The organism is Streptomyces sp. NPDC017056 (assembly GCF_044332485.1).
GTDB lineage: Bacteria > Actinomycetota > Actinomycetes > Streptomycetales > Streptomycetaceae > Streptomyces.
On record NZ_JBIRPD010000002.1, the window covers coordinates 76,027 to 99,318 of the forward strand.

Sequence of the window (23,292 nt, forward strand, 5' to 3'; positions counted from 1 at the left end):
ACTCCACGGAGAGGACCTTCGCGCCATGCTCACGAGCAGTACGGGAAAACAGAGCCGCCCGAGACGCACGGGAAGACCGGACGGCACGGGGGAGATCAGCACCTTCAAAGGCCAGGAGCGGGCCCTGCGCGCCGGCCGCATCGGCACGCCGGGCCTGCTGCTGTCCGTCCTGGCCGCCAGCGCGCCCCTGATGGTCGTGGCCGGCGTCATGGTCACCACGTACCAGGTCATGGGCATCGTCGGGCAGCCGCTGCTCTTCGTCATCCTGGGCGTGGTGATGGCGCTGTTCGGCGTCGGCTACGCGGAGATGAGCCGGCACGTCCACAACGCGGGCGCCTTCTACGCCTACATCGCGCGCGGCCTCGGCGGCACGGCGGGCGCGGGCGCCTCCTTCGTCGCGCTCGCCGCCTACAGCGCCCTCCAGTTCGGCATCTACGGCATCTTCGGCTTCGAGATGGCCGGGCTGCTGGACAAGCACCTGGGTTTCACCGTCGCCTGGTGGGTGCCGGCGCTGCTCGGCGTCGCCGTCATCGGCGTCCTCGGCGCCCTGAAGATCGACCTCAACGCCAAGGTGCTCGGCGTGCTGCTCGCCGCCGAGGTCGCCCTCATCGTCGTCTTCGACGTCGCCTTCGCCACCGACCCGGGGCCGCAGGGCCTGTCGCTGCACGCCTTCGACCCGGCCACCCTCGGCGGCGCCGGCCTGGGCACCGCGCTGTGCTTCGCCGTCGCCGCGTTCGTCGGCTTCGAACAGGCCCCCGTCTACGCCGAGGAGACCAGCCGGCCGCAGACGGTCGTGGCCCGCGTGATGTTCCTCGCCGTCGGCTTCGTCGCGGTCTTCTTCGCCCTCAGCTCCTGGCTGATCGGCGTCGCCACCGGCCCCGGCCACGTCGTGGCCACCGCCGGGAAGGAAGGCCCCAACCTGATCTTCGCCCTCACCGGGCCGCGGCTCGGCGGCACCTTCACCGACGTCCTGCACGTCTTCTTCGTGACCGGCATCTTCGCCTCGATGCTCAGCTTCCACAACGTGGTCGCCCGCTACGCCTTCGCCATGGGCCGCGAGGGCCTGCTGCCCGCGGCCCTCGGCCGCACCGCCAGGTCCAGCGGCGCGCCCGCCCTCGGCTCGCTGCTCCAGTCCGTCATCTCGCTGCTCGTCGTGGGCGCCTTCGCGCTCACCGACCGGATGCCGGACGGCGACCCCGCCACTCCCGTATTGAAGCTGTTCACCTGGGGCGGCAACGTGGGCGCGCTCGGCGTGATCGTGCTGATGGCCACCGCGTCCGTCGCGGTCATCGCGTTCTTCCTGCGGCGCGGAGCGGGCCGCGCCCAGGCCGGGCGGCTGCTGGCCGCCGGACTGGCCGCGCTCGCGCTGCTGACCGTACTGGTCTACGCGGTCAAGGACTTCGGCGTGCTGGTCAGCGCCGGGCAGGGCTCGGCACTGGGCTGGGTGCTGCCCGGCGTCATCGGCCTGGCGGCCGTGGTCGGGCTCGGGTACGGGCGGGTGCTGCGCGCCCGGCGGCCTGAGGTACACGCCCGTATCGGACTGGGCAACGAGGCGTTCCAACTGGAGAAGGCGGCGAGCGTGCCGCCGGTGCCGACCCTGCGCGAGGAGAGCTGACCGATGGCACACGGCGCGACGGAACCGCAGCCCCCGAAGGACACGGACGCGGCGCCCGCCGCCCCGCACCCCCTGGACCCGCTGACCGCGAAGGAACTGACCACCGCCCGCGACGTCCTGCGCCGCGAGGGCCTGGTGGGCGACGCCACCCGCTTCCCCCTCGTCCTCCTCGACGAGCCCGACCGGCACACCGTCGCCGCGCACCGCCCCGGCGACCCGGTCACCCGCCGGCTGCGCGTCACCCTCCTCGACACGGGGACCGGCGCCTGTGCCGAGGCCGTCGTCGACGTGGGCGCGCGCGTCCTGCTCTCCCACCGCTCCCTGGACCCCGGCGCCGACGGCCAGCCGCCCATCCTCTTCGAGGAGTACGAACGCTGCGACGCGATCGTCAAGGCCGACCCCGGCTGGCGCCGGGCCATGGCGCAACGCGGCCTCACCGACACCACGCTCGCCGTCTGCGCCCCGCTGGCCGCCGGCAACTTCGGCCGGGCCGAGGAGACCGGGCGCCGCATGCTGCGCTCGCTGACGTTCCTGCGCTGCGAGGCGGCCGACAACCCGTTCGCGCACCCCGTGGGCGGCCTGGTCGCCGACGTCGACCTGACCGAGCGGCGGGTCGTGCGGCTCGTGGACACCGGTGCCGTACCCGTCCCCGCCGAGTGCGGGCGCTACGAGGCCGAGTTCAACGGCCCGGCGCGCACCGACCTCAAGCCGCTGGAGATCCACCAGCCCGACGGCCCCTCCTTCGCCCTCGACGGACACCGTCTGACCTGGCAGAACTGGTCACTGCGGCTGGACTTCAACTCCCGCGAGGGTCTCGTCCTGCACGAGCTGTCCTTCCGCGACGGCGACCGGGTGCGCCCCGTACTGCACCGCGCGTCGCTCGCCGAGATGGCCGTCCCGTACGCCGACCCCGGGGAGGACCGCAACTGGATCTGCTACCTGGACGTCGGCGAGTACACCCTCGGCCGCAACGCCAACGCGCTGCGGCTGGGCTGCGACTGCCTCGGCGAGATCGTGTACGTCGACGCCGTCGTCCCCGACGACCACGGCACCCCGCAGACGCTGCCCAACGCGATCTGCATCCACGAGGAGGACCACGGCCTCCTGTGGAAGCACACCAACATGTTCGACGACTTCGCCGCCGAAAGCCGCCGCGCGCGCCGTCTGGTCGTCTCCTGCATCGCCACGCTCGGCAACTACGACTACGGCTTCTACTGGTACCTCTACCAGGACGGCACGATCGAGTTCGAGGTCAAGTCCACCGGCCTGGTGCAGACCTCGGCGGCGGAGCCCGGCACCGTGTCCCCGTACGCCACCGAGATCGCCCCCGGCCTCCAGGCGCCCTACCACCAGCACCTGTTCTGCGCCCGGCTGGACCCGGCAGTGGACGGCCACGCCAACACGGTGGAGGAGGTCGACGTCGTCCGGCTCCCCATGGGCCCGGACAACCCCAACGGCAACGCCTTCACCACCCGTACCACCCCCGTCACCGACTCCGGCGCGGCGGGACGGCTGGCCGACCCGGCGGCCGGACGCCGCTGGCGGATCACCAACCCCGGCTCCGCCAACCGGACGGGCCGGCCGGTCGCGTACACCCTCACCCCGCAGGCAGGGCCCACGCTGCTCGCCCAGCCCGGGTCCCCGGTCGCCGCGCGCGTCGCCTACGCCACCAAGCACCTCTGGGTCACCCGCAGCGCCCCCGGCCGGCGCTACCCGGACGGCGACTACCCCAACCAGCACCCCGGCGGCGCGGGCGTCGTGCAGTGGTCGCGCCCCGGCGAGTCACTGGAGAACACCGCCCTCACCCTCTGGCACTGCTTCGGGCCGACGCACCTGCCGCGCCTGGAGGACTGGCCGGTCATGCCGGTCGACCGGTGCGGCTTCACCCTGCGGCCGACCGGGTTCTTCGACCGCAACCCCGCGCTCGACCTGCCGCGCGAGAGCGGCGGGCCGGGGCACTGCCACGCGGACTAAGCGCTGTGCGGCGCGTCCAGGGACGTCGGTTCCCACGCGCGCCGCAACTGCGCGCGCAGAAGCGGCAAAGGGCTGTCGTCGAGACCGCGGAGCCGGTCGGACAGGAGGGTCAGCGTGTCGCAGCGCGACAGTTGCAGCGCGCGGGCGCACGCGCCGGGGCCGAACCCGGCCGCCTCGGCGACGCGTACGGCCGCCACGGCACCGACCGAGATCGCGAGCCCGGCGACGTCCTCGGCGGCGTCGCCGGTCACCGCGTCCGTCCAGTCCAGTACGCCGCTGATCCGCCCGTCCCCGGCCACGAGCAGATGCTCGCCCTTGAGGTCGTTGTGCACGAGCGTGCCGGGCGCCGTCGCGGCCTCCGCCGCCGGCACGTCCAGCCTCGGCAGCCAGGCGGCGTCGAACTCGCCGCGGGCCGCGACGGATTCGGCCGCCGCCGCGGCCCGGCGCAGCAGTCCGGGCATGTTGCGCGGCGCCTCCGGCGGCACGCCCAGCGCCTCGGCGTCCGCCACGGGCACCTCCGCGAGCAGGACGAGCATCCGCGTCAGATCGGCCTCGCCGGCCGCCGGGACCGGGCGCAGCTCGGCGGAGACCCCGTCCAGCCGCGCGTCGAGGGTGAACGCGCGCCCCCGCGCCCACTCACCGCTCGCCACGCTCCGCGGTACGGGCACGCCGATCCGGTCGCCGACCAGAGCGCGCAGCGCCACCTCGCGGCGCAGGCGCTCCGATCCGCCCCGGTCGAGCGCGCAGCGGGCGACGTGCTCCGTACCCACCCACCAGGACGCGTGATCGCCCCCTTCGCCGATGGGCCGCACGTCCGCCACGTCCACTCCGGGCACCGCGTCCTGGGCCAGCAGGGCCACCTCTGCCGCCGCCGGCAGGCGTTCCTCCGTCATGATCGCCATCATGCCGCAGACCGCGGGCCGCCGCCGCGCGCCGCGTCCAGCCGCTCCCTGCGGCAACGGCCGTATCCGGGGCTGAGGGGAGCGTGCTGGGCGTTGACCGGGGGACTGGTGGGGCTGTTGGCTGCTTGCGCGTCATCGATGCGCAGATGCGCGTACCGCAGAGGGGGGACCAGCATGGGTCGATCCGGTCGGCTCGCACGTGCCGCCACGACGGCGGCGTTACTGGCCGGCTCCGTCAACGCCCTGCCCGTGACCACGGCAGCGGCGGACGACCGGCAGCCGCGCACCGAGCAGGTGGACGTGGCGCAGGACGGCACCCCGGCCGACGCGCCCGTGGAGGGCGGCAGGATCAGCGGGGACGGGCGCTTCGTGGTCTTCGCCTCCCGGGCCGCCAACCTCGTTCCCGGAGCCGCCGGGGACCGGTCGAAGGTCTTCCTCAAAGACCTCGGCACGGGCCGGGTCGAGCTGATCAGCGCCACCCCGGACGGCACGGTGGCCGACGGCGACTCCGTGGCGGACAGCATCAGCGCGGACGGGCGGTACGTCGTCTTCTCGTCCGCCGCCACCGACCTGACCGGCACGGCGCGCGCGGGCGGCGGGACCGACACCTACGTCCGCGACCGCGCGACCGGCCGCACCGAACTCCTCGTGCCCGGCGCCTCCCCGGCCGCGCACAGCTCCGACGGGCAGATCAGCGACGACGGCCGTTTCGCCGTCTTCTCTTCCGACCGCACCGACCTGGCGCCGGGCGCCGACGGCGCCGACTACCTCTACGTACGGGACCGCCGCGAGCGGACCACGGTGCGCATCGGCGGCCCGTTGGCCTGGGGCCGGTACACCTCACCGGTGATCAGCGCGGACGGGCGGAAGGCCGGCTTCAAGGCCAACGGCGTGCCCACGGACCCGCCGGCGGCGACCGGGCAGGCCGGGCCGCGGCGCCCCTCACCCGACCGGCAGTTCTACGTGTACGACATCGGCACCCGCCGGATACGCCCGGCCGCCCGGGGCCTCGACGGCGAGGACGTGCGCGCCGACCGGATCGGCCTCGGCCCCGACGGCCGTCACGCCCTGTTCTCCTGCACCTCGCCGCACGTCGTGGACGGCGACACCAACGAGGCGGCGGACGTCTTCGCCACGGACCTGGACACCGGTGCCGTACGGCTGCTCAGCCGCGGCCCCGGCGGGGTGCAGGGCGACGGCGGTTCGGCGACCGGCGCGTTCCTGAGCGCCGACAACCGGAGGGCGTACTTCGGCTCCCGGGCCACCAACCTCGTGCCCGGGGACACCAACGGCACCGACGACGTCTTCGTACGGGACCTGGTGACCGGTGCCGTCGCGCGCGCCAGCACCGGCACCGACGGGGCGCAGCGCACCGACCACGCCCGTCTCCTGGGCGTCGACCGCGCCGGGGACAGGGTGCTCTTCGGCAGCTCGCCGGACCAGCCCACCCCCGCCGGTCCCGCCACGGTGACGCACCTTTTCGTACGCCACCTCACCTGACCGGGGCCGGGGCACACGGGCAGGGCCGGCACGCGGGCCCTCAGTCCTCCAGCGCCTCGCGCACCCGCCGGGACACGGTGAACGCGTACAGGTCGAGCACCCCCGGCGGCTCCGCGAGGCCGGGGCCGCCGGCCCGTATCCAGGCCGCGATGTCGTCCAGCGCCGCGTCGTCGTTGACCAGGCCCAGCCACACCGGGCGCCCGCCCGCCGCCCGCCCCGCGCGCGACGGCTGGACCACGACGACGTCGGCCTGGTCGCAGACGTCCAGGCACTCGGAGGCCCGCACCTCGGCCGCGCCCGCCAAGGCCGCGCGCAGCCGCGGGATCTGGGCCGCGTGGTCGACGCCCGGGACCTTGCGCGGGTCGCCGCAGCAGCAGCCGCGGCAGACGGTGACCCGGCACGGGGTCTCGGCGGACGGGCGGCCGGAACGCTTGCTGATCATTCGACCCATGCTACGTGGGGTAGGTATCGGCCCCATGACCTCCACCACGCACGACCGCCCGGCGATACCGGGACCCAAGGGACTGCCGCTCCTGGGATCGATGTTCGACCTGCGGCGCGACACCCTCGACGCGTTCACCCGCGCCCGGCGCGAACACGGCGACGTGGTGCGCTTCACGGCCGGCCCGCCCGGCCTGCGCAGCGTCTTCCTCGCGGTCTTCTCACCCGAGGGCAGCCAGCAGATCCTGGCCTCCGAGGCGGCCGACTTCCGCAAGGACCACCCGTTCTACGAAGAGGTCCGGCAGTCCTTCGGCAACGGGCTGCTGACCAGCCAGGACGCCGACTACCTGCGCCAACGGCGGATCGTGCAGCCGCTGTTCACCAAGCGCCGGGTGGACGGCTACGCGGCGGCCGTGGCAGCCGAGGCCCAGGCCGTCGCGGGACGCTGGCGGACACCGCCCGGCGGCACGGTCGACCTGGTGGGCGAGATGAACCGGCTCGCCCTGCGCACCGTCTCCCGCATCCTGTTCGGCACGGACGTCGAGGCCGCGGTCGACACCGTGCACCGCTGCTTCCCCGTCATCAACAGGTACGTGGTGCGGCGCGGCTTCTCGCCCCGCAACCCGCCGCGCCACTGGCCCACGCCCGCCAACCGGAAGGCCGCCGCCGCGACGGCCGAACTGTACGCCGTCTGCGACCGCATCGTCGCCGGGCGCCGGGCCGCCGGCGAGCCCGGCGACGGCACCGACCTGCTCTCGCTGCTGACCCGCGCCGGGAACGCGGCGGACGGCAGCCTGGACGCCACCGAACTCCGCGACCAGGTGCTGGTCTTCCTGCTGGCCGGGCACGAGACGACCGCGACGTCCCTGGCCTTCACCCTCCACCTGCTCGCCCGGCACCCCGAGGAGCAGGCGCTCGTACGGGAGGAGGTCACCGCCGTCCTGGCCGGGCGCGACCCGGAGGCCGCCGACCTGGACCGGCTGCCGCGGCTCACGATGGCCCTCAAGGAGGCGATGCGGCTGTACCCGGCCGCACCGGTGGTCAGCCGCCGCGCCGTCGCGGCCACCGAGATCGGCGGGCACGCCGTACCGGCCGGCGCCGACGTGATCGTCTCGCCCTGGGTGACCCACCGGCACCCCGGCCTGTGGGAGGACCCGGAGCGCTTCGACCCGCTGCGGTTCACGCCGGAGCGCGAGGCGGCGCGGCACCGCTACGCCTGGTTCCCCTTCGGCGGCGGCCCGCGGGCGTGCATCGGGCAGCACTTCTCGATGCTGGAGTCGGTGCTGGCGGCGGCCGTCCTGCTGCGCTCGTACGAGCTGACGGCCGTCGACCGGGAGGTGCCGCTGACCGCCGGGATCACCTTGCAGGCGGCGGGTCCGGCCCGGGTGCGGCTGCGCGCGGTCTCCTGACGGCCGGGCGGCGGGGGTGCGAGCGCGCGGCGGGCACCGCGGCAAACGCAACATAAATAGCGTTTGCATTTCCGTGGCGCCCGCCGTACCGTTCTTCTCGCCCCACTGCCGCCGACAGGAGAAGGCCGTTGCTCGTCTGAGGTCCTGAGACACCGCGCCCACGGCGCGAGGTGCGACGGTGCGCGCGTTCGGCGCGCCCGGCACCCGCCGTGCGGCCACGTCCGCGACCTCGGCGACCCCGGATCTCCGGCCCGCCTCCGCGCCGGCCCGCCCCCGTGCACCGGCCCGGCCTCCCGTGGACCTTCTCGCGGTGTCTCCCGCGCTGCCCCCCGAACCGCACCGCGCACTCAGGAGACCCGTATGCATACCCATTCCGCCGCACCCTCCGGCGCCTTCGTCGCCTGCTCCGGCCTCGGCTTCGCCTGGCCCGACGGCACCCGTGTCCTGGAGGACTTCGAGCTGACCGTGGGCCCCGGCCGCACCGGCCTGATCGGCCTCAACGGGTCCGGCAAGTCAACCCTGTTGAAGCTGTTCGCCGGGGAGCTGGAGCCCGCCGAAGGGACCGTGCGGACCGCCGGCGAGCTCGGCTACCTGCCGCAGAACGCCGCCCTGGACACCCACCTGCGGGTGGACGCGGCCCTCGGCATCGCCGAGACCCGCGCGGCCCTGCACGCCATCGAGAACGGTGACGCCGGCGAGGCCGCTTTCACGGCCGTGGGCGACGACTGGGACGTCGAGGAACGCGCCCGCGCCACCCTCGACGCACTCGGCCTGCACGCCATCGATCTCGACCGCACCATCGGCGAGGTCTCCGGCGGCGAGTCCGTCCTGCTGCGCCTCGCCGCGCTGCTGCTGCGCCGCCCCGACGTACTGCTGCTGGACGAGCCGACCAACAACCTCGACCTGGCCGCCCGCCGTCGGCTGTACGCGGCGGTGGAGGGCTGGTCCGGCGTCCTGGTCGTCGTCAGCCACGACCGCGAACTGCTCGACCGCGTGGACCGGATCGCCGACCTGCGCGGCGGCGAGATCCACTGGTACGGCGGCAACTACACCGCCTACGAACACGCGCTCGCCGTCGAACAGGAGGCGGCCGAACGCCTGATGCGCGTCGCCGAGGCCGACGTGGCGCGCCAGAAACGCGAACTGGCCGACGCGCACGTGAAGCTGGCGCGCCGGGCCAGGTACGCCGACAAGATGTACGCCCAGAAGCGCGAGCCGAAGATCATCATGAACGGGCGCAAGGCCGCGGCCGAGGTCTCGGCCGGCAAGCACCGCGCCATGCACACCGAAAAACTCAAGGAGGCCAGGCAGCGGCTGGGCGAGGCCGCCGAAGCCGTGCGCGACGACGACGAGATCCGCGTCGACCTGCCGCACACCGAGGTACCGCCGGGCCGCGGCGTACTGACCCTGCGGGCCCTGCGCACCCGCTACGGGGCACGCGCCGACATCGAGCTGCGCGGCCCCGAACGGGTGGCGCTGACCGGGCGCAACGGCTCCGGCAAGACCACGCTGCTGCGGACGCTGGCGGGCGGGATACCGCCCGAGGAGGGCACGGCGGAGATCCACGTACCGCACCGCCTCCTGCCGCAGCGGCTGGACGTCCTCGACGACGGGCTGACCGTCGCCGGGAACGTCGCCCGCTTCGCCCCGGACGCCACCAACAACCAGGTACGGGCCCGCCTGGCGCGCTTCCTGTTCAAGGGCGCCCGTGCCGACCAGCCCGCGGGCACGCTCTCCGGGGGCGAGCGCTTCCGGGCCGCCCTCGCGGCCCTGCTGCTCGCCGACCCCGCGCCCCAGCTCCTGATGCTGGACGAGCCGACGAACAACCTGGACATGGCCTCCGTGCGCCAACTCGTCACGGCGCTGGACGCCTACCGCGGCGCCCTGATCGTGGTCAGCCACGACCTGGCCTTCCTCCGCGAGATCGGCATCACCCGCTGGCTCGCCCTGGACGGCGAACTGGCGGACACCGCACCGATGTGACCACCCGGGCGGCGCACCGGGCCGCCGCGGCTCAGAAGTGCCGCAGCAGCTCGGTGAACTTCTCCAGGTGGAGCACCTGCCCGTCCGCCGGGTCGAGGACGTCGTGTTCCAGCACCCACGTGTTGTCGTTCGGGATGAACACCGCGTTCAGGCCCGCCGCCCGGGCCGGCAGGATGTCCGACTTGGGGGAGTTGCCGATCATCCAGGTGGCCGACGGCGTCAGCGTGCGGGTGCGCACCAGCTCCTCGTACGTACCGGCGTTCTTCTCCGGCACGATGTGCACCCCGCGGAAGTGGTGCGCCAGCCGCGACGCGTCCACCTTCCTGCGCTGCTCCTCCGCGTCGCCCTTCGTCAGCATCAGCAGGTGGTGCCGCCCGGCCAGTTCCGCCAGCGTCTCGGCCACCCCGGGGATCAGCTCGACCTCGTCCGCCTCGAACGCGCGGGCCCAGCCCGCGATCCTGGCCAGCTCCTGCGCGCTCGCCTCCCGGCGGCGCACCCGGCGCACGCACTCGCCGAGGCTGCGCAGGAACACCTTGCTGCCGTACCCGTGGACCGCGGCGTTGGCGGCCTCGATCTCGTCCAGCAGGGCCCGTACGCCGTCCCGCCCCAGCTCGGGATGGTCCAGCCAGGTCAGGAACTCCTCGATGACCCGCTCGAAGATCACGTTGTTCTCCCACAACGTGTCGTCGGCGTCGAACACCAGCACCTGCCGCGCCCGGCGCATTCCGGACCCGCCGTCCCCTGTACCCACACCGTCTCCTCGTGCTCCGTCGTCCCGGCCGGCCGGTGCTCCGGCCCCGCGGCACCCTACTGACCAGGTCCGCGCGGGCGCACCGCATTTCCCGGCGGCCCGGACAACGGCCCGGACAGCGGCCCGGAACGCGGCCCGGCCTGCGCGGGGGAGCGGCCGCCGGGGACAATGACGTCATGTCGACAGAGCACGAGGCCGCGAACGGGCCCGGCGGCCGGTACGCGGTGACCGACGCGGCGGCGTACCTGGCCGGACGGTGGACGATCGACCGCACCGTGCTCGACGTCCGCACCGGTACGCAGGGGACCTTCCGCGGTACGGCGCACTTCCGGCCCGAAGGCGGGGCCGGGACCGTGCTGCTGCACGTGGAGGAGGGCGAGCTGGCCTGGAACGGCGCGACCGCCCCGGCCACCCGCACGCTGCGGCTGTGCCCGCGCCCCGACGGCACCGCCGACGTCACCTTCGCCGACGGGCGCCCCTTCCACGACCTCGACCTGCGCACCGGCCGCTGGAACACCCGGCACCCCTGCGCCGCCGACCTGTACGAGGGCGAGTTCACTGTCGTCTCGCCGCAGGAGTGGCACCTGCGCTGGCGGGTGGGCGGACCGGCCAAGACCCAGCTGCTGTGCTCGGTGTACCGGAGGGCCGCCCGCCCGCTGCCGTGACGCCGCCCGCCGCGCCGGGATCACGGCCGCCGGCCCCAGTCCTCCGGGTCGAGCACGGCGGCCATCCGGTCCAGCGCGCGGTCCGGCATACCGGGCCGCAGCGGCAGGCAGACCGCGTGCCGCACCAGGTGGGCGGCGGTCCGTGCGCCCTGCGGGCGGTCCGGCGGGGCCGGTACCGCGCCGAGCGACGCCGGCCGCGCCGCGTCGAAACCCGCGGACCGCAGACGGGCCGCCGTCGCGTCCGGGTCCGGGGTGGGGACGGCGCACAGCCAGAAGGTGTGGACGGGGGCTGCCGCGCCGTACACCAGCGCCGGGTCCGGCAGCCGCGCCGCCAGCCGCCGCGCCACCGCCGTACGGGCCGCCACCGCCCGTACGGTGCCGGCGCCGCCCAACCGCCGGTCCAGCAGGGCCAGCAGAGCCGGCCCGGGGCGCTGCCGGATCGCGGGCAGGAGATCCGCGCCGGCGAAGGCGCCCACCGCGCTGTGCAGGCCGCTCGCGTGGTCCCGCCCGAGCAGCCCGGCGGCGGCCACCAGGCCGGTGTAGAGCGGCCGCGAGGTCAGCACTGCCAGCAGGGCGTACTTGGCGATCCGCCCGGCCTGCGCGTCCCGCCCCTGCACCGGCCACGCGCGGTGCAGGGCACGCATCGAGTCCAGCAGGCCGGGGTCGCGTACGACCGCCACCGCGCCGCCCAGCGCCGTCGCGGTCTTGAGCGGGCCGAAGCTGAACAGCGATACGTCCGCTGCGGCGCAGCCCCGGAAATCCGGGCCGCTGTACGCCTGGGCGCAGTCCTCGACCAGCAGCCAGCCGTGCCGCGCGGCCAGTTCCGCCAGGGCGCCCAAGGGCGCCTGGGTGCCGAACAGGTGGGCGACGACAACGGCCTTCGTTCGCGCGGTGGCGGCCGCTTCCCACTGGCCGGCGGCAGGCAGCAGAGTGCCGGGGTCGAGGTCCACCGGCACCGGCACCAGGCCGTGTTCCGTCACGATCCGCCACATGTCGGGGAGGGTGACGGCGGACATCAGCACCTCGCTGCCACGCGGCAGTGCAGCGGCGCTCAGCGCCAGGTCCAGCGCGCTGCGCACGGACAGCGCCGCCACGCAGTGCCGTACGCCCCCGTCATCCGCGCTCCGCGCCGTACCGAGCGTGCCGCCGGCCCCGAACCGCCGTTCCACGGCGGCGGCCGCCCCCTCGGCGTCCCCGTCGCGCGCACAGGCCGCCAACCCGTACGCGAGATCCGGCCAGCCGATGTCGAACGTCTTCGGTGGATACACCTCACACACCTCCTCACCGGGTCAGACGCACCGCACCACCGGGCACCTGACCCGAAAGGGGCCCCCGCGGGACCGCATCCGCCCGGCGGCCGACGGGTAGGGACCGCGCTGTGAAGACTCACGACACCGACCCCGCGACCGACGCCATGCTGCGGGCCAACCAGGAGAACTGGGACGCCCGCACCCCCGTGCACGTGGCCAGCGACTTCTACGGCCTGGACGGCTCGCGGACCGCCGAAGACTGGTTCGCCCCCTTCGAGTGGGACGATCTCGGGCCCTTGAAGTACCGCGACGTGCTGCACCTCCAGTGCCACCTGGGCACCGAGACGCAGGCGTTCGCCGACCGGGGCGCGGCGCACACGGTCGGCCTGGACTTCTCCGGCGCGGCGCTGGCCGTGGCGCGCCGGCTGGCGGCCGGCCGCGGCCGGTGCGTCGAGTTCGTCCAGGCCGACGTGCACCGCGCCGGCGAAGCGCTGGCCGGCCGCCGCTTCGACGTGGTCTACACGGGCAAGGGCGCGCTCTGCTACCTGCCGGACCTGACCCGGTGGGCGCGGGTGGTCGCCGGTCTGCTGCGGCCGGGCGGCACGCTGTACGTCGTCGAGTTCCACCCGGTGCTCAACGCCCTGGGGGCCACCCCCGGCGCCGGCTCCGCTCCGGGAGACGAACAGCTGCTGCTCACCCGCGACTACCTGGAGGGCCGGGGCGCGCTCCGCAGCGACACCCCGTACACGTACACCGACGGGCCGCCCGTGGCGGGCGCGACGACCAGTTACGAGTGGCGGCACGGCCTCGGGGAGACCGTGAGCGCGGTGACCGGCGCCGGGCTCGCCGTCGACCTGCTGCGGGAGACGGACCTGCTGCCCTGGAAGCGCTTCGCGGCGATGGAGCAGGCCGACAACGGCTGGTGGCGGCTGCCCGCCGACCACCCCCGCGTCCCGCTGCTGTTCGCCCTGCGCGCGACCAAGTCCTGAGGCGGGCGCGGCGCGTGCCACGGATCAAGCCAGCCCCCGTTTCGTTCAAGCCGGAATGCCAGGTGCCGCTTTGCACCGACAAACATCCCATGATCCGGTGGATTCGCCGGGCGCCGGCCGACGCCCGGAGTACACCGCCGTCAGAGAGGTGACACAGCATGCGCGACGTGGATGCCGTACTCGGCACGCCCTGGCACGAACTGCCGACCGCCGACGACGTGGTGGCAGCGGCCATGGCCTGGCACTTCGACCCGGCCACCGGCTCCAGGTTCTGGGTGGAGCGGGCCGCGTCGCTGCCCTTCGACCCGCGCCGGGACATCACCACCCTCGCCGACCTGGCCAGGTTCCCCGACGTCAGCGCGGAGTGGCGGGACGTACCGGTCGAGGACCTGCTGCCGGCCGGGCTGCGCGGCCTCGGCCGGCTGCCCGCGGTCTGGGAGAGCGGCGGCACGACCGGAGCCCCCAAGCGGGTCGTCGACCTCGGCCAGTGGGAACGCAACACCCGGTGGTGGTCCGACGTCCTCGACCGGCACGGCTTCCCCGCGCACGACGGCAACCTGCTCTTCCTCGGCCCCACCGGCCCGCACGTCGTCGCCGACGCGCTGCGCGGCCTCGCCCGCCTGCGCGGCGCGGTGTTCTTCCCCGTCGACCTCGACCCGCGCTGGGTACGCAGGTCCCTCCAGGACGGCCACCACGACGTCGTCAAACGCTACGTCGACCACATTCTCGACCAGGCCGAATGGGTGCTCGCCTCGCAGCACGTCTCCTTGCTGTACGCCACCCCGCCGCTCCTGGAAGCCATCGCCGAACGCCCCCGGCTCGCGGACCTCGTGCGCGCCAAGGTCCGCGGCATCATGTGGGGCAGCACCTCCATCGACCCCGAGACGCTCCGGCTGCTCGCCGCCGAGGTCTTCCCCGAAGCGGCCGTCAGCGGCCTGTACGGCAACACGATGATGGGCGCGGCACCGCAGCGGCCCGCCGTCCCCGGCGACACCGAACCCTGCGTCTTCCAGAGCTTCCACCCGTACGTCCACCTGTCCCTGCTCGACCCGGACGACCTGTCCCGCGAGGTGGCGTACGGCGAGCGGGGCCGGGTGTGCATGCGCCAGCTGAGCCCGGAGGTCCTGCTGCCGCACGTCCTCGAACGCGACACCGCGGTCCGCGTCGCGCCGGTGCCGGGCTTCGCGGGGGACGGCGTCGCCGACGTGCGGCCGTTCGCCGACGGCGGCACGAAGATCATCGAGGGGGTGTACTGACGTGACGGGGCACCCGGAAGCGGCCGCGGGGAGCGACGACGGCGACATCGCCGTCGAGCGGCCCTCGGGCCCGTACCGCTCCGCCAACCGCACCGCCCTCACGGACGTCACGGGGCGCCCGGCAGGCGAACTCTCCCTCGCGCCACCGCTGCTGATCCGCCAGGTGATCAACGAGATGCGCGCCGCGTCGGAACAGCCCGCAGCGGACCGGCTCGCGGCCCTGGCCAGGGCGGGCGAGCTGTTCGCCACCGCGACGCTGGACGGGGAGACCCCCGACGCCTACTGCCACCGCCAGGCCCTGGTCTCCGGACTGCCGGTCTCCGTCGCCCGCCGCACCCTCGCCAAGGTGGCGCGGGCCGGCCGGGCCGCGGCGGAAACCCTGGCCGCGCAGCGCCCCGCCGGCGCCGTGTCCCTCGACGCGCTGCCGGCCACGGGCCGCCCGGACACCGGCGCCGTTCCGGTGTGGGTGCGCAAGGGCGACGTGCTCGGCGTACTGGCGCCCGGCAATCACCCCGCCACCCACCTGGAGTGGCTGAGCGCCCTCGCCCTCGGCTACCGCGTCGCCGTACGCCCCTCCCGGCGCGACCCCTTCACCCCGCGGCGGCTGGTCCGCGCCCTGCGCGGGGCGGGGCTCGCGCCGGGGTACACGGCGCTGCTGCCGACCACCCACGAGCACGCGGACGCCGTCGTCGAACACGCCGACCGCGGCCTGGTCTACGGCGGCGACGCCGTCGTGGACCGCTACGCCGGCAGCCGGCGGGTCCTCGCCCAGGGCCCCGGCCGTTCGAAGATCCTGCTCACCGGGGACGTGTCCTGGCAGGACCACCTGGACACCATCGCCGACTCGGTCGCGGGCGACGCCGGGGTGCAGTGCCTCAACGCCAGCGCCGTACTGTGCGAGCAGGACCCGCGTGGCCTGGCGGCCGCCCTCGCCGAACGGCTCGCCGGCCTGCCGCCGCTGCCCGCCGGCCACCCCGAAGCGGCCCTGCCCGTACGGCCGCTGGACGAGGCCCGGCAGCTCGCGCGGCAGGTGTACGAGGCCGTCGGCGCGCACCCCGCGACCGGTTCCGGTGTGCCCGGCGAGCCGATCACCGACCTCGGGGACGGGAGCGCCGTCCTGCGGCCCGTGATCACCCTCCTGGACGGCCCGGGGCATCCGTACTTCGGCACCGAACTGCCCTTCCCCTACGCGGCCGTGGCGCCGTGGCGGCCGGGCCTGCGCCCGGACGGGCTCGGCCGGACCCTGGCCCTCACGGTGCTCGGCGGCGACCCCGGCCTGGTACGGCAGTGCCTCGCGAGTCCGCTGATCCGCAACACGCATTGGGGTGACGTACCGACGTACTGGTCCCGGCCCGGCCTGCCGCATGACGGGTCGCCGGCCGAGTTCCTGATGGAGACGAAGACCTTCGCCACGGATCCGACGGAACCGGTAACGCGTTGACTTGAGCAGGTCATGCCGGCTGACCGATGGGTAAGGTTCCGGTCATGATCCTTTCCGGGTTCTCTCGGTTGCCGCTCCGCGCCGCCCCGGTCGTCCCCTCACTGGAAAGGGTCTCCTGGACGCGCTGCGACCCGTGGTGATCGTATGACCCTGCCCGGCCCCGGATCCGGAGGCCCGGTCCGCAATGGTGAGGAAAAGGTGCACGGTGAGTGTTGAAGTGGCCCTGGACATACGGGCGCACTTTGCGGAACGCCCCGCGTGGGACGCCCGGAGCGGCACGCTGCTCTGGGTGGACATGAACGAGGGGGACATCCACCGCTACCGCCCCTCCGACGGCAGCGACACGGTCACCACGGCCGGCGGACCGGTGGCGGCGGCCCTGCCCAGGGCGGGTGGCGGACTCGTGCTGAGCCTGCACGACGGCGTCGCGGTGACCGGGCAGGACGGCACCCGCCGCTGGCTCGCCCAATGGCCGGACCGGGACGTACGCGGCAACGACGCGGGCATCGACGCCCGGGGCCGCCTGTGGGTGGGCACCATCGCCGGCGCGTCCTCGCCCGGCTGGCTGGCCCACGTCTCGGCCGACGGCACCACGCACCCGGCGGCGACCGGGATCCGGCTGAGCAACGGCATCGCCTGGAGCCCGGACGCGACCCGCATGTACTACGTGGACACCCCCACCCGCCGCATCGACGTCTTCGACTACGACATCGACACCGGCAAGGCGGCCAACCGCCGGGCGCTGGCCGCCATCACGGACACCGAGGGCGTACCGGACGGCATGTGCACCGACACCGCGGGCGGCATCTGGGTGGCCCTCTTCCGCGGGGGAGCGGTCCGCCGCTACACCCCCGACGGCCGGCTGGACCGCGAGATCGCCCTGCCCGCCTCGCTGACCACCGCCTGCAGCTTCGGCGGCACCGACCTGACGGACCTCTACGTCACCTCGGCCCGCCGCGACCTCGGAGACGCCGAACCCGAGGCCGGCAACCTCTTCGTGGTACCCGGCATCGCCCAGGGCGTGGAAAGCGCGGCGTTCGACGGCTAGGGCGTAAGGGCGGCCTCGCCGCTGTCCTGTTCGGCCTGCGCCGCCGCGGGCCGCATACGGGCGAACGCCCGGGACACCTCGACCAGCCACGCCACATCGGCGGAGAAGTCGGTGCCGCCCGCGGGCGCCGGCGCCGGCCTGCCGTCGGGCTCGTCCGCGCCGGAGGCCGCCGGCCGCGGCCCGGCCGCGAGCGCCGCCGCGATGTACGCGGCCTCCGCCTCCGCCGACCGCTCCCCGGCGCCCTGCCCCGCATCCGGCACCGCGCCGGGGCCGCCGTGGTGCCCGCGCAGCGCCAGGCAGCCGTCCCGGATCTCGATCACCCGGCGGTGCAGGTGGAACCGCAGGTCGTACAGGGCCGACAGGTCGCTGCCGGTGCTGGACGGCAGGGAGATCTCCGGATGGGCCCGGTGCAGGGCCAGCCACAGCGGGCGCAGCCGCCGGTAACTGCGGTAGTCGGCCAGCCAGCGGCGGGCGGCGGAGACCCGGGGCCCCCACAGCGGGGCGGTCCAGCCGACGATGTTCAGCACCATGCCCACGGTCAGCGTGGTCCGGGACACGTCCGACCAGCGCAGCGGGTTCCAGCCGTACTGCGTCAGGAAGACGTCGGCGTACCGACCGGCCGGGTAGACCAGTTCGACGGCCGCGCCGGCCGCCGCGATGCGCAGGCCGCGGCGTACCCAGGGGTGGTCGGTGAGCTTCGCGAAGTGCCAGCAGGCGCGGGCCACCAACACCTTGCCGACCACGAACGCGGTGAGGTACGCGGCCTGGTAGGCGACGAAGAACGGCTGGTCGCCGGGGTGCTTGAAGACGTTGCGCGGCGCACCCTGGAGGGTCGCCAGGAAGAACAGCACCGCCATCGTGACCGGCACCACCGCGAGGGTCAGCAGCCGCCGCCTGGCCCGTACGAGCGCCTCGGCCCTCGGGTATATCCAGTGGATCAGCAGGATCTGCTGGCAGGCGAGCACGGCGATGATCCACAGCTGGACCGACACGTTGTACCAGGTGATGGTCCCGAACAGGGTGCCCGTCCAGCGGGCCGGGGTGGACATCGACAGGTACATGCCCTGGCAGCCGAAGGAGGCGCACAGCGCGATCAGACCGGCGTTGCGGCGGTGCCCGCGCAGCAGCGGCACGAGGGTGTAGGCGAACGCGATCCAGCAGGCGAGCGCGGCGATCGGGTAACGGATGTGGGTGATGCCGGTCATGAACCGTCCTCGCGGCGCCAGTCGAGCGATCCGTGCACGCGGCCCAGCGCGCTGTCGGGGTCCGGCGCGGCCGCGCCCCCGCGCGGCCCTGCCCGCAGTGCCTCACCGAGGAGAAAGGCCATGACCTCCGCTTCCTGTTCCTGGGCGTCCGAGTAGTTCTCGCGGTAGAGCAAGTCCTGTACGAGGGCGGGGTCGAGGTCGGGGAAGAGCAGGGCGTTGGCGTCGGCCCCCTGGACGCCGACGCCGTGGTGGCCGCAGATCATGTGGGCCAGTTCGTGGGCGACGATGTGTTCCTGGTGGTGGCGGCTGGTCTGCGATTCGTAGACGACGTAGTCCGTGCCGGGGAAGGACAGCCACAGGCCGCAGGGCCCCGAGGAATCCATCGGCATGGCCACCAACTCGATCTCCCTGCCCCGGTTCCCGGCCACGTGCTCGCAGAGCAGCGGGAGGTCGTAGCCGGCGGGGAGCCCGAACGCGGCCAGCTTGGCCCGGCACTGCCGGCGCAGCGCTTTCATGCCGGACCCTCTGCCGTGGCGGTCACGCCAGGGAAAAGGCATCCGGGGCACTACTCCTCGCTGTCGGACGGACGGGCGGGCTGCCGGCCGCGTGACGCGGCGGTGGCGGAGTGCAGCATGCTGACCTCGCGGATGATGCGGGCCAGCGACTTGCGGCCGGAGTCGTCCATGCTCATGGCGCGCAGCGCGATGTCCCGGACCTCCGCGTTGCCCATCGCGGAGGCGAGGGCCAGCTGCGAGTCGACTCGGTCGGCGGTGTCGTCGTCGAAGAAGTAGGCCACCGGCACCCGGAAGAAGGCCGCGAGCGCTTCGAGGTGACGCTTGGTGGGGTTGGTGCGCTGGCCGGTCCGCAGCTGCCAGACGTACGTCTTGGAGAAGGTACCGCCGCTCAGTTCGCTGCATCCGCGCGCGACTTCCTCGTACGTGTACTCCTTGCCGTCCGAGCGGATCGTGGTGAACAGCTTGTCGACCTTCCCGGCCAGTGACGACATCAGGACTCCTTCAATGTGCGCCGGGTGGGCTGCCGAAGTGCCGACTCATCCTAGTTGACAGGACTGTGGCGTGCACTTAACGTCGGAGCGCGTTAGCGGAGATGGACAGAGAGTTTCCCACGTCCACTCACGCGGACGACGGGGGTGTTCGCGTGAGGAAGAGCTCGTCGCGACGGCGACCGGTTGCACCACGGTCGCGCGGCGCCGGCGCGATGAGCCGCACGCACGGTGAAAACCCCCTGGGGCAGGCCGGTTTGCGCGCCTGCCCCGGTCTCACGGCCGGTTCTGATCCCCGGCCAGGCGGGCACGCCACCAGTCCACCGTCGCCTCGACCTGTTCGTCGAGAGGCGTGGCCGCCGCGGTGAACGCCTTGCGGTAAGCGGTGGAATCCACGACGAACGGCCGGTCGAACTGGTAACGGATCTCCCGAAGTTCCCGCAGCAGGGGCGAGACCACCGACAGCGCGCCCACCACGGCCGACGGCAGCCGGCGCACCGGAACCGGCTCCACCCGCGCCTGCGCCGCCAGCCTGCCCACCATCTCCCGCACGGACAGCGCGGGCTCCGTGGGAACGTGCCACGCCCGCCCCCACGCCTCCTCCAGGACCGCGGCCTGGGCCATGGTCGCGGCCACGTCGGGGAGGTAGGTCCAGCTGTGCGGAACGTCCGGATCGCCGAGAACGGAGACCGGCTTGCCGTCCAGCAGCCGCGGCACGACCCGGGACGCCAGGTGCCCGCCGTCGGTCACGCCCGGCCCGAAGAAGTCCGACGCGCGGACCTCGACGGCCTTGACGCGCCCCGCCTCGTGCAGGGCGCGCGCCCGCTCCCAAAGCTCCGCCCGCACCCGCCCCTTGGGGCCGGTCGCCGCGAGCGGCAGGTCCTCGGTCAGCTCGCCGTCGACCGGGCCGTAGCCGTAGAGGTTGCCCAGCATGACGAGCACCGCGCCGGTCGCCTCCGCCACCTGGTTCACGGACGCGGCCAGCGCGGGCCAGTCACGCGTCCAGCGGTGGTACGGCGGCGAGGCGCACTGGTGGATGGCGGCCGCGCCCCGCGCGGCCTCCGTCAGCCGCCCGGCGTCTGCCGCGTCCAGCGCGACGTGCTCGATCCCCGGCTCCGCGCGCCCGCCGGACCTGGTGACCACCCGCACGGAATGCCCCTGCCCGGCCAGGAGCCGGGCCGTGGCCGCCCCCGCGGGACCGAAACCTATGACAACGTGAAGATCCATGCGCGTAGGGTAGCGGCGCGGGAGCGCCGTCCGGAAATGCGAAAAACCCCAGATGAACCGGGGTTCTTGCTGGTGTCCGAGGGGGGACTTGAACTCTCCACTCGGGCACCAGCCTTCTAGCTACCTGACCTGCGCGAACGTACTCGGCGCGCCGCAGACTTGACCAATCCCGTTGGCCATGCGTTCCCCCCCGTTTCGGGCCGTTCCGGACCGCTGTTGGTCATGCGTTGGTCATGTGGCCAGCCTGCCCACACCCACCGTCCCGGCTGCCTTCGGGAGGGGGCGAGCGCCACAGGTTTATGCGACAACACAAATATTGGCGCGGCCGCATAGACGGCGATACCGCGCCCTCCGTACGGTCATGGAGCCGCCCCACGAGGGGGCGGGGGACAGGGGGTTTCACCATGGCTCGTGAGGAACTGACCCGACTCACCGGAAACGGCAACGGGGGGCCGTGCGGCAAGGACGACTGCCCAAACGTCTACCGCACCGCCTCCGGCTCCATCGTCGTCCAGGGCGACGTGTCCAAGGCATTCCAGTCCCCGGAGGGGGAAGGGCTTGTCGAGATCCCCGAGGACGTTCTGAGGGAGGCTGTCCGTGTTCTTGGCTGGTGAAGATTGGGCCGCGCGCTTCGAGGGCTTCCAGCGCGAAGCGTGGCGCCTTGAGACCCTGCCGCAGTACCTCATGCCGCAGGAAGCCGAGGAACTCCAGGCGTTCCGCGACGGCGTGCGCATCGACCCCGCCATGGTCCGCAACGAGTACACAGACCGGCTCCGCCGACAGGCAGCGCAGGGGCGCGTTCAAGGACGCGTCCACGTCGTCACTCGTCCTCTGTCTGAGTACCTGCGGTTCGAATTCTCCCAGTACTACCGGCCGCATCTCTTGGCCGGGGAACAGATCCGCATTCTCGACGTGACTGACCGGCTCAACCCCCTTGAAGGGGTTCAGGACTTCTGGATGTTCGATCAATCGGAAGTCGTACTCATGAACTATGAGCCCGACGGAAAGCAGATCAACCGTAAGGTATTCCGGGGCGACGTGTCCCAGTTCATCGAATATCAGCGAATCGCGGTAGCCGAGTCCCTGCCCTTCGAGGAGTACGTTAAGGGCCTTGACCTTTGAGCCTGAACGGCTAGGTCAGTCCAGGTCGGACCTAGCGGAAGCACTGCGAAGCCTGCGGAAGCGAGCCGGGAAAACTCAGACCTGGCTCGCTCGCCGCTGCAGCATGTCGCAAACCAAGGTCAGCAACATTGAGAGCGGGAAACTCACTCCCGCTGTTATCGACGTCGACCTAATACTTGAAGCGCTCGGGACCGATGATCCGGCAGCCTCACAGATCCTGGAATTGGTTCGGACAGCGAATACCGAGTGGCAGGACCATTGGTCTTCACGGCGCCGAGGGCTCGACAAGAAGCAGAGCGAGCTAGCCAGGCTCGAAACAGTCACAACAGAATTTCGATTCTTCCTACTCTCGGCGATCACGGGGCTACTGGCTACGCCGGAGTATGTGCGCGCCAGCATCGCGGACGTTCCTGGAGGCCAGTCCAAGACCATCGCGAAGAAACTGGAACGTCAAAATGTCCTCTACGACTCGTCAAAGTCGTTCACGTTCCTTCTCACGGAACAAGCTGTTCGCTGGCCGCTCTTGCCGCCTCTCGCCATGGCGATGCAGCTAGACCGAATGGCTTCGGTCTCTCGAATTCCGAATGTTCGACTTGGGGTCATTCCCCTGGCGAATCACATTCCAGAGATGCCACTGAATACCTTCACGGTCTACGACCGACGACTAGCCACCGTGGAAACCGGAACAGGTGCTTTGATTCTTCGGGACCATCGCGACGTGAACGCGTACCGCGAAGGCTTCGAGAGGTACGAGTCGTACGCAGCGTTCGGAGGCGACTGCCGGGAACTTCTGAACGAGTGGTCCATGCTATTTACCCGACAACGCGAATAATGCTGGAGGTTCCCCGTCGGCGGCCCGAGTATGTACCCATGCCGTCCGAACCGAAGAACCACAGGCAGGGCATCCCGCAAGGTTGGCGGATGGACCCGATTCCGAGCCGTAAGGCGTACCGGGATGATGATGGGAACATTCGTGTCCCGATGTGGTTGACGAAGAACGGTCGGCATATGGCAGACACAGAAATGGTCCTGCTTCCGTCCGAGGCCGCTCTATTGGCCGAGAGTCTGACCAATGCCATGCGGGACGGTCCCAGGTCGATGCTGGACGAACTCTTTCGGGAGTCCGCGACGGCTCTTGCCTCTGGCGTCGTGTACGTGCGCAAGCCGGAGCAGTACCCGTTCTGAGCCTGCCCCTTCACTGATCTCGCAGGAAGGCGCACCCATGTCCCGAACCGACCTTTACAGCCTGCCCATCGACGGAGCCACGTTCCTCAAGGCGTGCGGGGGTAACACGCACCCGGACGGTGAGTCCTGCGCGACCCTCGCGAAGATCGGCCCCGATGCGTGGGCGCTGGGCGACAGCAAGCGGCCCGGTGCGGAGCCGCTGAGGTTCACCACCGCCGAGCTGGACGCGGCCGGTATCGACCCGGTCCGCTTCGGCCTCTCGGCCTGAATGGCCGTTCCCTGACCGGCGGCCTTCGTCCTCCAGGGAGGGCGGGGCCGCCTTCAAC

The 23,292-nt window shown here is 72.9% G+C and carries 23 protein-coding genes; 15 read left to right on the forward strand and 8 right to left on the reverse strand.

Annotation, left to right across the window (positions count from 1 at the left end; all coding sequences use genetic code 11):
- Window positions 1-25: 25 nt before the first annotated feature.
- On the forward strand, window positions 26-1,615 hold the full coding sequence (locus tag ACH4OW_RS03240; protein ID WP_398024563.1) for an APC family permease: 1,590 nt from the start codon (window positions 26-28) through the stop codon (window positions 1,613-1,615).
- A gap of 3 nt (window positions 1,616-1,618) precedes the next feature.
- Window positions 1,619-3,589, forward strand: coding sequence for a primary-amine oxidase (locus tag ACH4OW_RS03245; protein ID WP_398024565.1), 1,971 nt, complete (start codon window positions 1,619-1,621; stop codon window positions 3,587-3,589).
- Here the strand turns inward: ACH4OW_RS03245 and ACH4OW_RS03250 are convergent.
- Window positions 3,586-4,482, reverse strand: coding sequence for a phosphotransferase family protein (locus ACH4OW_RS03250; protein WP_398024568.1), 897 nt, complete (start codon window positions 4,480-4,482; stop codon window positions 3,586-3,588). The two genes, ACH4OW_RS03245 and ACH4OW_RS03250, sit on opposite strands and share 4 nt — an antisense overlap.
- Before the next feature lie 183 nt (window positions 4,483-4,665).
- Between ACH4OW_RS03250 and ACH4OW_RS03255 the strand changes: the two genes are divergently transcribed.
- A complete protein-coding gene (locus ACH4OW_RS03255) occupies window positions 4,666-5,991 on the forward strand; it encodes a TolB family protein (protein WP_398024569.1) in 1,326 nt (441 codons plus the stop codon).
- Window positions 5,992-6,031: 40 nt separating this feature from the next.
- On the opposite strand, the gene ACH4OW_RS03260 is transcribed toward ACH4OW_RS03255, so the two are convergent.
- Entirely contained in the window at window positions 6,032-6,433 is a 402-nt protein-coding gene (locus tag ACH4OW_RS03260; protein ID WP_360128125.1) for a (2Fe-2S) ferredoxin domain-containing protein, read from the reverse strand.
- A 34-nt stretch (window positions 6,434-6,467) separates the two neighbouring features.
- Between ACH4OW_RS03260 and ACH4OW_RS03265 the strand changes: the two genes are divergently transcribed.
- Together ACH4OW_RS03265 and ACH4OW_RS03270 are read left to right on the forward strand one after the other, a co-directional pair.
- Complete coding sequence (locus ACH4OW_RS03265; protein WP_398024571.1) at window positions 6,468-7,841, forward strand: cytochrome P450; 1,374 nt, start codon at window positions 6,468-6,470, stop codon at window positions 7,839-7,841.
- A 360-nt stretch (window positions 7,842-8,201) separates the two neighbouring features.
- A complete protein-coding gene (locus ACH4OW_RS03270; RefSeq protein ID WP_398024573.1) occupies window positions 8,202-9,824 on the forward strand; it encodes an ABC-F family ATP-binding cassette domain-containing protein in 1,623 nt (540 codons plus the stop codon).
- A 31-nt stretch (window positions 9,825-9,855) separates the two neighbouring features.
- Here the strand turns inward: ACH4OW_RS03270 and ACH4OW_RS03275 are convergent, their stop codons facing one another.
- On the reverse strand, window positions 9,856-10,548 hold the full coding sequence (locus ACH4OW_RS03275; protein ID WP_398025217.1) for an HAD family hydrolase: 693 nt from the start codon (window positions 10,546-10,548) through the stop codon (window positions 9,856-9,858).
- Window positions 10,549-10,751: 203 nt separating this feature from the next.
- On the opposite strand from ACH4OW_RS03275, the gene ACH4OW_RS03280 reads away from it, so the two are divergent.
- Window positions 10,752-11,240 carry a DUF6314 family protein gene (locus ACH4OW_RS03280; protein ID WP_398024575.1) on the forward strand — a complete coding sequence of 163 codons (489 nt, stop codon included), beginning with the start codon at window positions 10,752-10,754 and terminating at the stop codon, window positions 11,238-11,240.
- A gap of 20 nt (window positions 11,241-11,260) precedes the next feature.
- Here ACH4OW_RS03280 and ACH4OW_RS03285 read toward each other — a convergent pair whose 3' ends face one another.
- Complete coding sequence (locus tag ACH4OW_RS03285; RefSeq protein ID WP_398024577.1) at window positions 11,261-12,508, reverse strand: DegT/DnrJ/EryC1/StrS family aminotransferase; 1,248 nt, start codon at window positions 12,506-12,508, stop codon at window positions 11,261-11,263.
- A 146-nt stretch (window positions 12,509-12,654) separates the two neighbouring features.
- On the opposite strand from ACH4OW_RS03285, the gene ACH4OW_RS03290 reads away from it, so the two are divergent.
- The 4 genes from ACH4OW_RS03290 to ACH4OW_RS03305 all read left to right on the forward strand — a co-directional run bounded on the left by ACH4OW_RS03290 (window position 12,655) and on the right by ACH4OW_RS03305 (window position 17,224).
- On the forward strand, window positions 12,655-13,479 hold the full coding sequence (locus tag ACH4OW_RS03290) for a class I SAM-dependent methyltransferase (RefSeq protein ID WP_360128393.1): 825 nt from the start codon (window positions 12,655-12,657) through the stop codon (window positions 13,477-13,479).
- Window positions 13,480-13,637: 158 nt separating this feature from the next.
- Window positions 13,638-14,735 (forward strand): phenazine biosynthesis protein, encoded by a 1,098-nt coding sequence (locus ACH4OW_RS03295; RefSeq protein ID WP_360128110.1) that lies wholly within the window; start codon window positions 13,638-13,640, stop codon window positions 14,733-14,735.
- A 1-nt stretch (window position 14,736) separates the two neighbouring features.
- Window positions 14,737-16,176 carry an aldehyde dehydrogenase family protein gene (locus ACH4OW_RS03300; RefSeq protein ID WP_398024580.1) on the forward strand — a complete coding sequence of 480 codons (1,440 nt, stop codon included), beginning with the start codon at window positions 14,737-14,739 and terminating at the stop codon, window positions 16,174-16,176.
- A 205-nt stretch (window positions 16,177-16,381) separates the two neighbouring features.
- On the forward strand, window positions 16,382-17,224 hold the full coding sequence (locus ACH4OW_RS03305) for an SMP-30/gluconolactonase/LRE family protein (RefSeq protein WP_398024582.1): 843 nt from the start codon (window positions 16,382-16,384) through the stop codon (window positions 17,222-17,224).
- Here ACH4OW_RS03305 and ACH4OW_RS03310 read toward each other — a convergent pair.
- The 4 genes from ACH4OW_RS03310 to ACH4OW_RS03325 form a co-directional block, all read right to left on the reverse strand.
- Window positions 17,221-18,429 (reverse strand): MAB_1171c family putative transporter, encoded by a 1,209-nt coding sequence (locus ACH4OW_RS03310; protein ID WP_398024584.1) that lies wholly within the window; start codon window positions 18,427-18,429, stop codon window positions 17,221-17,223. The two genes, ACH4OW_RS03305 and ACH4OW_RS03310, sit on opposite strands and share 4 nt — an antisense overlap.
- Window positions 18,426-18,944 carry a toxin gene (locus ACH4OW_RS03315; RefSeq protein WP_360128095.1) on the reverse strand — a complete coding sequence of 173 codons (519 nt, stop codon included), beginning with the start codon at window positions 18,942-18,944 and terminating at the stop codon, window positions 18,426-18,428. Before ACH4OW_RS03315 ends, ACH4OW_RS03310 begins: the two co-directional genes overlap by 4 nt.
- Window positions 18,945-18,994: 50 nt before the next feature.
- Window positions 18,995-19,435 carry an XRE family transcriptional regulator gene (locus tag ACH4OW_RS03320; RefSeq protein WP_398024586.1) on the reverse strand — a complete coding sequence of 147 codons (441 nt, stop codon included), beginning with the start codon at window positions 19,433-19,435 and terminating at the stop codon, window positions 18,995-18,997.
- Window positions 19,436-19,708: 273 nt separating this feature from the next.
- Window positions 19,709-20,659 (reverse strand): NAD-dependent epimerase/dehydratase family protein, encoded by a 951-nt coding sequence (locus ACH4OW_RS03325; RefSeq protein ID WP_398024588.1) that lies wholly within the window; start codon window positions 20,657-20,659, stop codon window positions 19,709-19,711.
- 404 nt (window positions 20,660-21,063) lie between these two features.
- On the opposite strand from ACH4OW_RS03325, the gene ACH4OW_RS03330 reads away from it, so the two are divergent.
- The 5 genes from ACH4OW_RS03330 to ACH4OW_RS03350 are packed head-to-tail and all read left to right on the forward strand — an operon-like array spanning window position 21,064 to window position 23,234.
- Window positions 21,064-21,273 carry a hypothetical protein gene (locus ACH4OW_RS03330; protein ID WP_398024590.1) on the forward strand — a complete coding sequence of 70 codons (210 nt, stop codon included), beginning with the start codon at window positions 21,064-21,066 and terminating at the stop codon, window positions 21,271-21,273.
- Window positions 21,257-21,781 carry a DUF6879 family protein gene (locus tag ACH4OW_RS03335; RefSeq protein ID WP_398024592.1) on the forward strand — a complete coding sequence of 175 codons (525 nt, stop codon included), beginning with the start codon at window positions 21,257-21,259 and terminating at the stop codon, window positions 21,779-21,781. The genes ACH4OW_RS03330 and ACH4OW_RS03335 overlap by 17 nt, the downstream gene beginning before the upstream one ends.
- Window positions 21,771-22,613 (forward strand): helix-turn-helix domain-containing protein, encoded by an 843-nt coding sequence (locus tag ACH4OW_RS03340; protein WP_398024593.1) that lies wholly within the window; start codon window positions 21,771-21,773, stop codon window positions 22,611-22,613. The genes ACH4OW_RS03335 and ACH4OW_RS03340 overlap by 11 nt, the downstream gene beginning before the upstream one ends.
- A 38-nt stretch (window positions 22,614-22,651) precedes the next feature.
- Entirely contained in the window at window positions 22,652-22,966 is a 315-nt protein-coding gene (locus ACH4OW_RS03345; protein ID WP_398024595.1) for a hypothetical protein, read from the forward strand.
- 37 nt (window positions 22,967-23,003) lie between these two features.
- Window positions 23,004-23,234 (forward strand): DUF397 domain-containing protein, encoded by a 231-nt coding sequence (locus ACH4OW_RS03350; RefSeq protein WP_398024597.1) that lies wholly within the window; start codon window positions 23,004-23,006, stop codon window positions 23,232-23,234.
- Window positions 23,235-23,292: the final 58 nt, after the last annotated feature.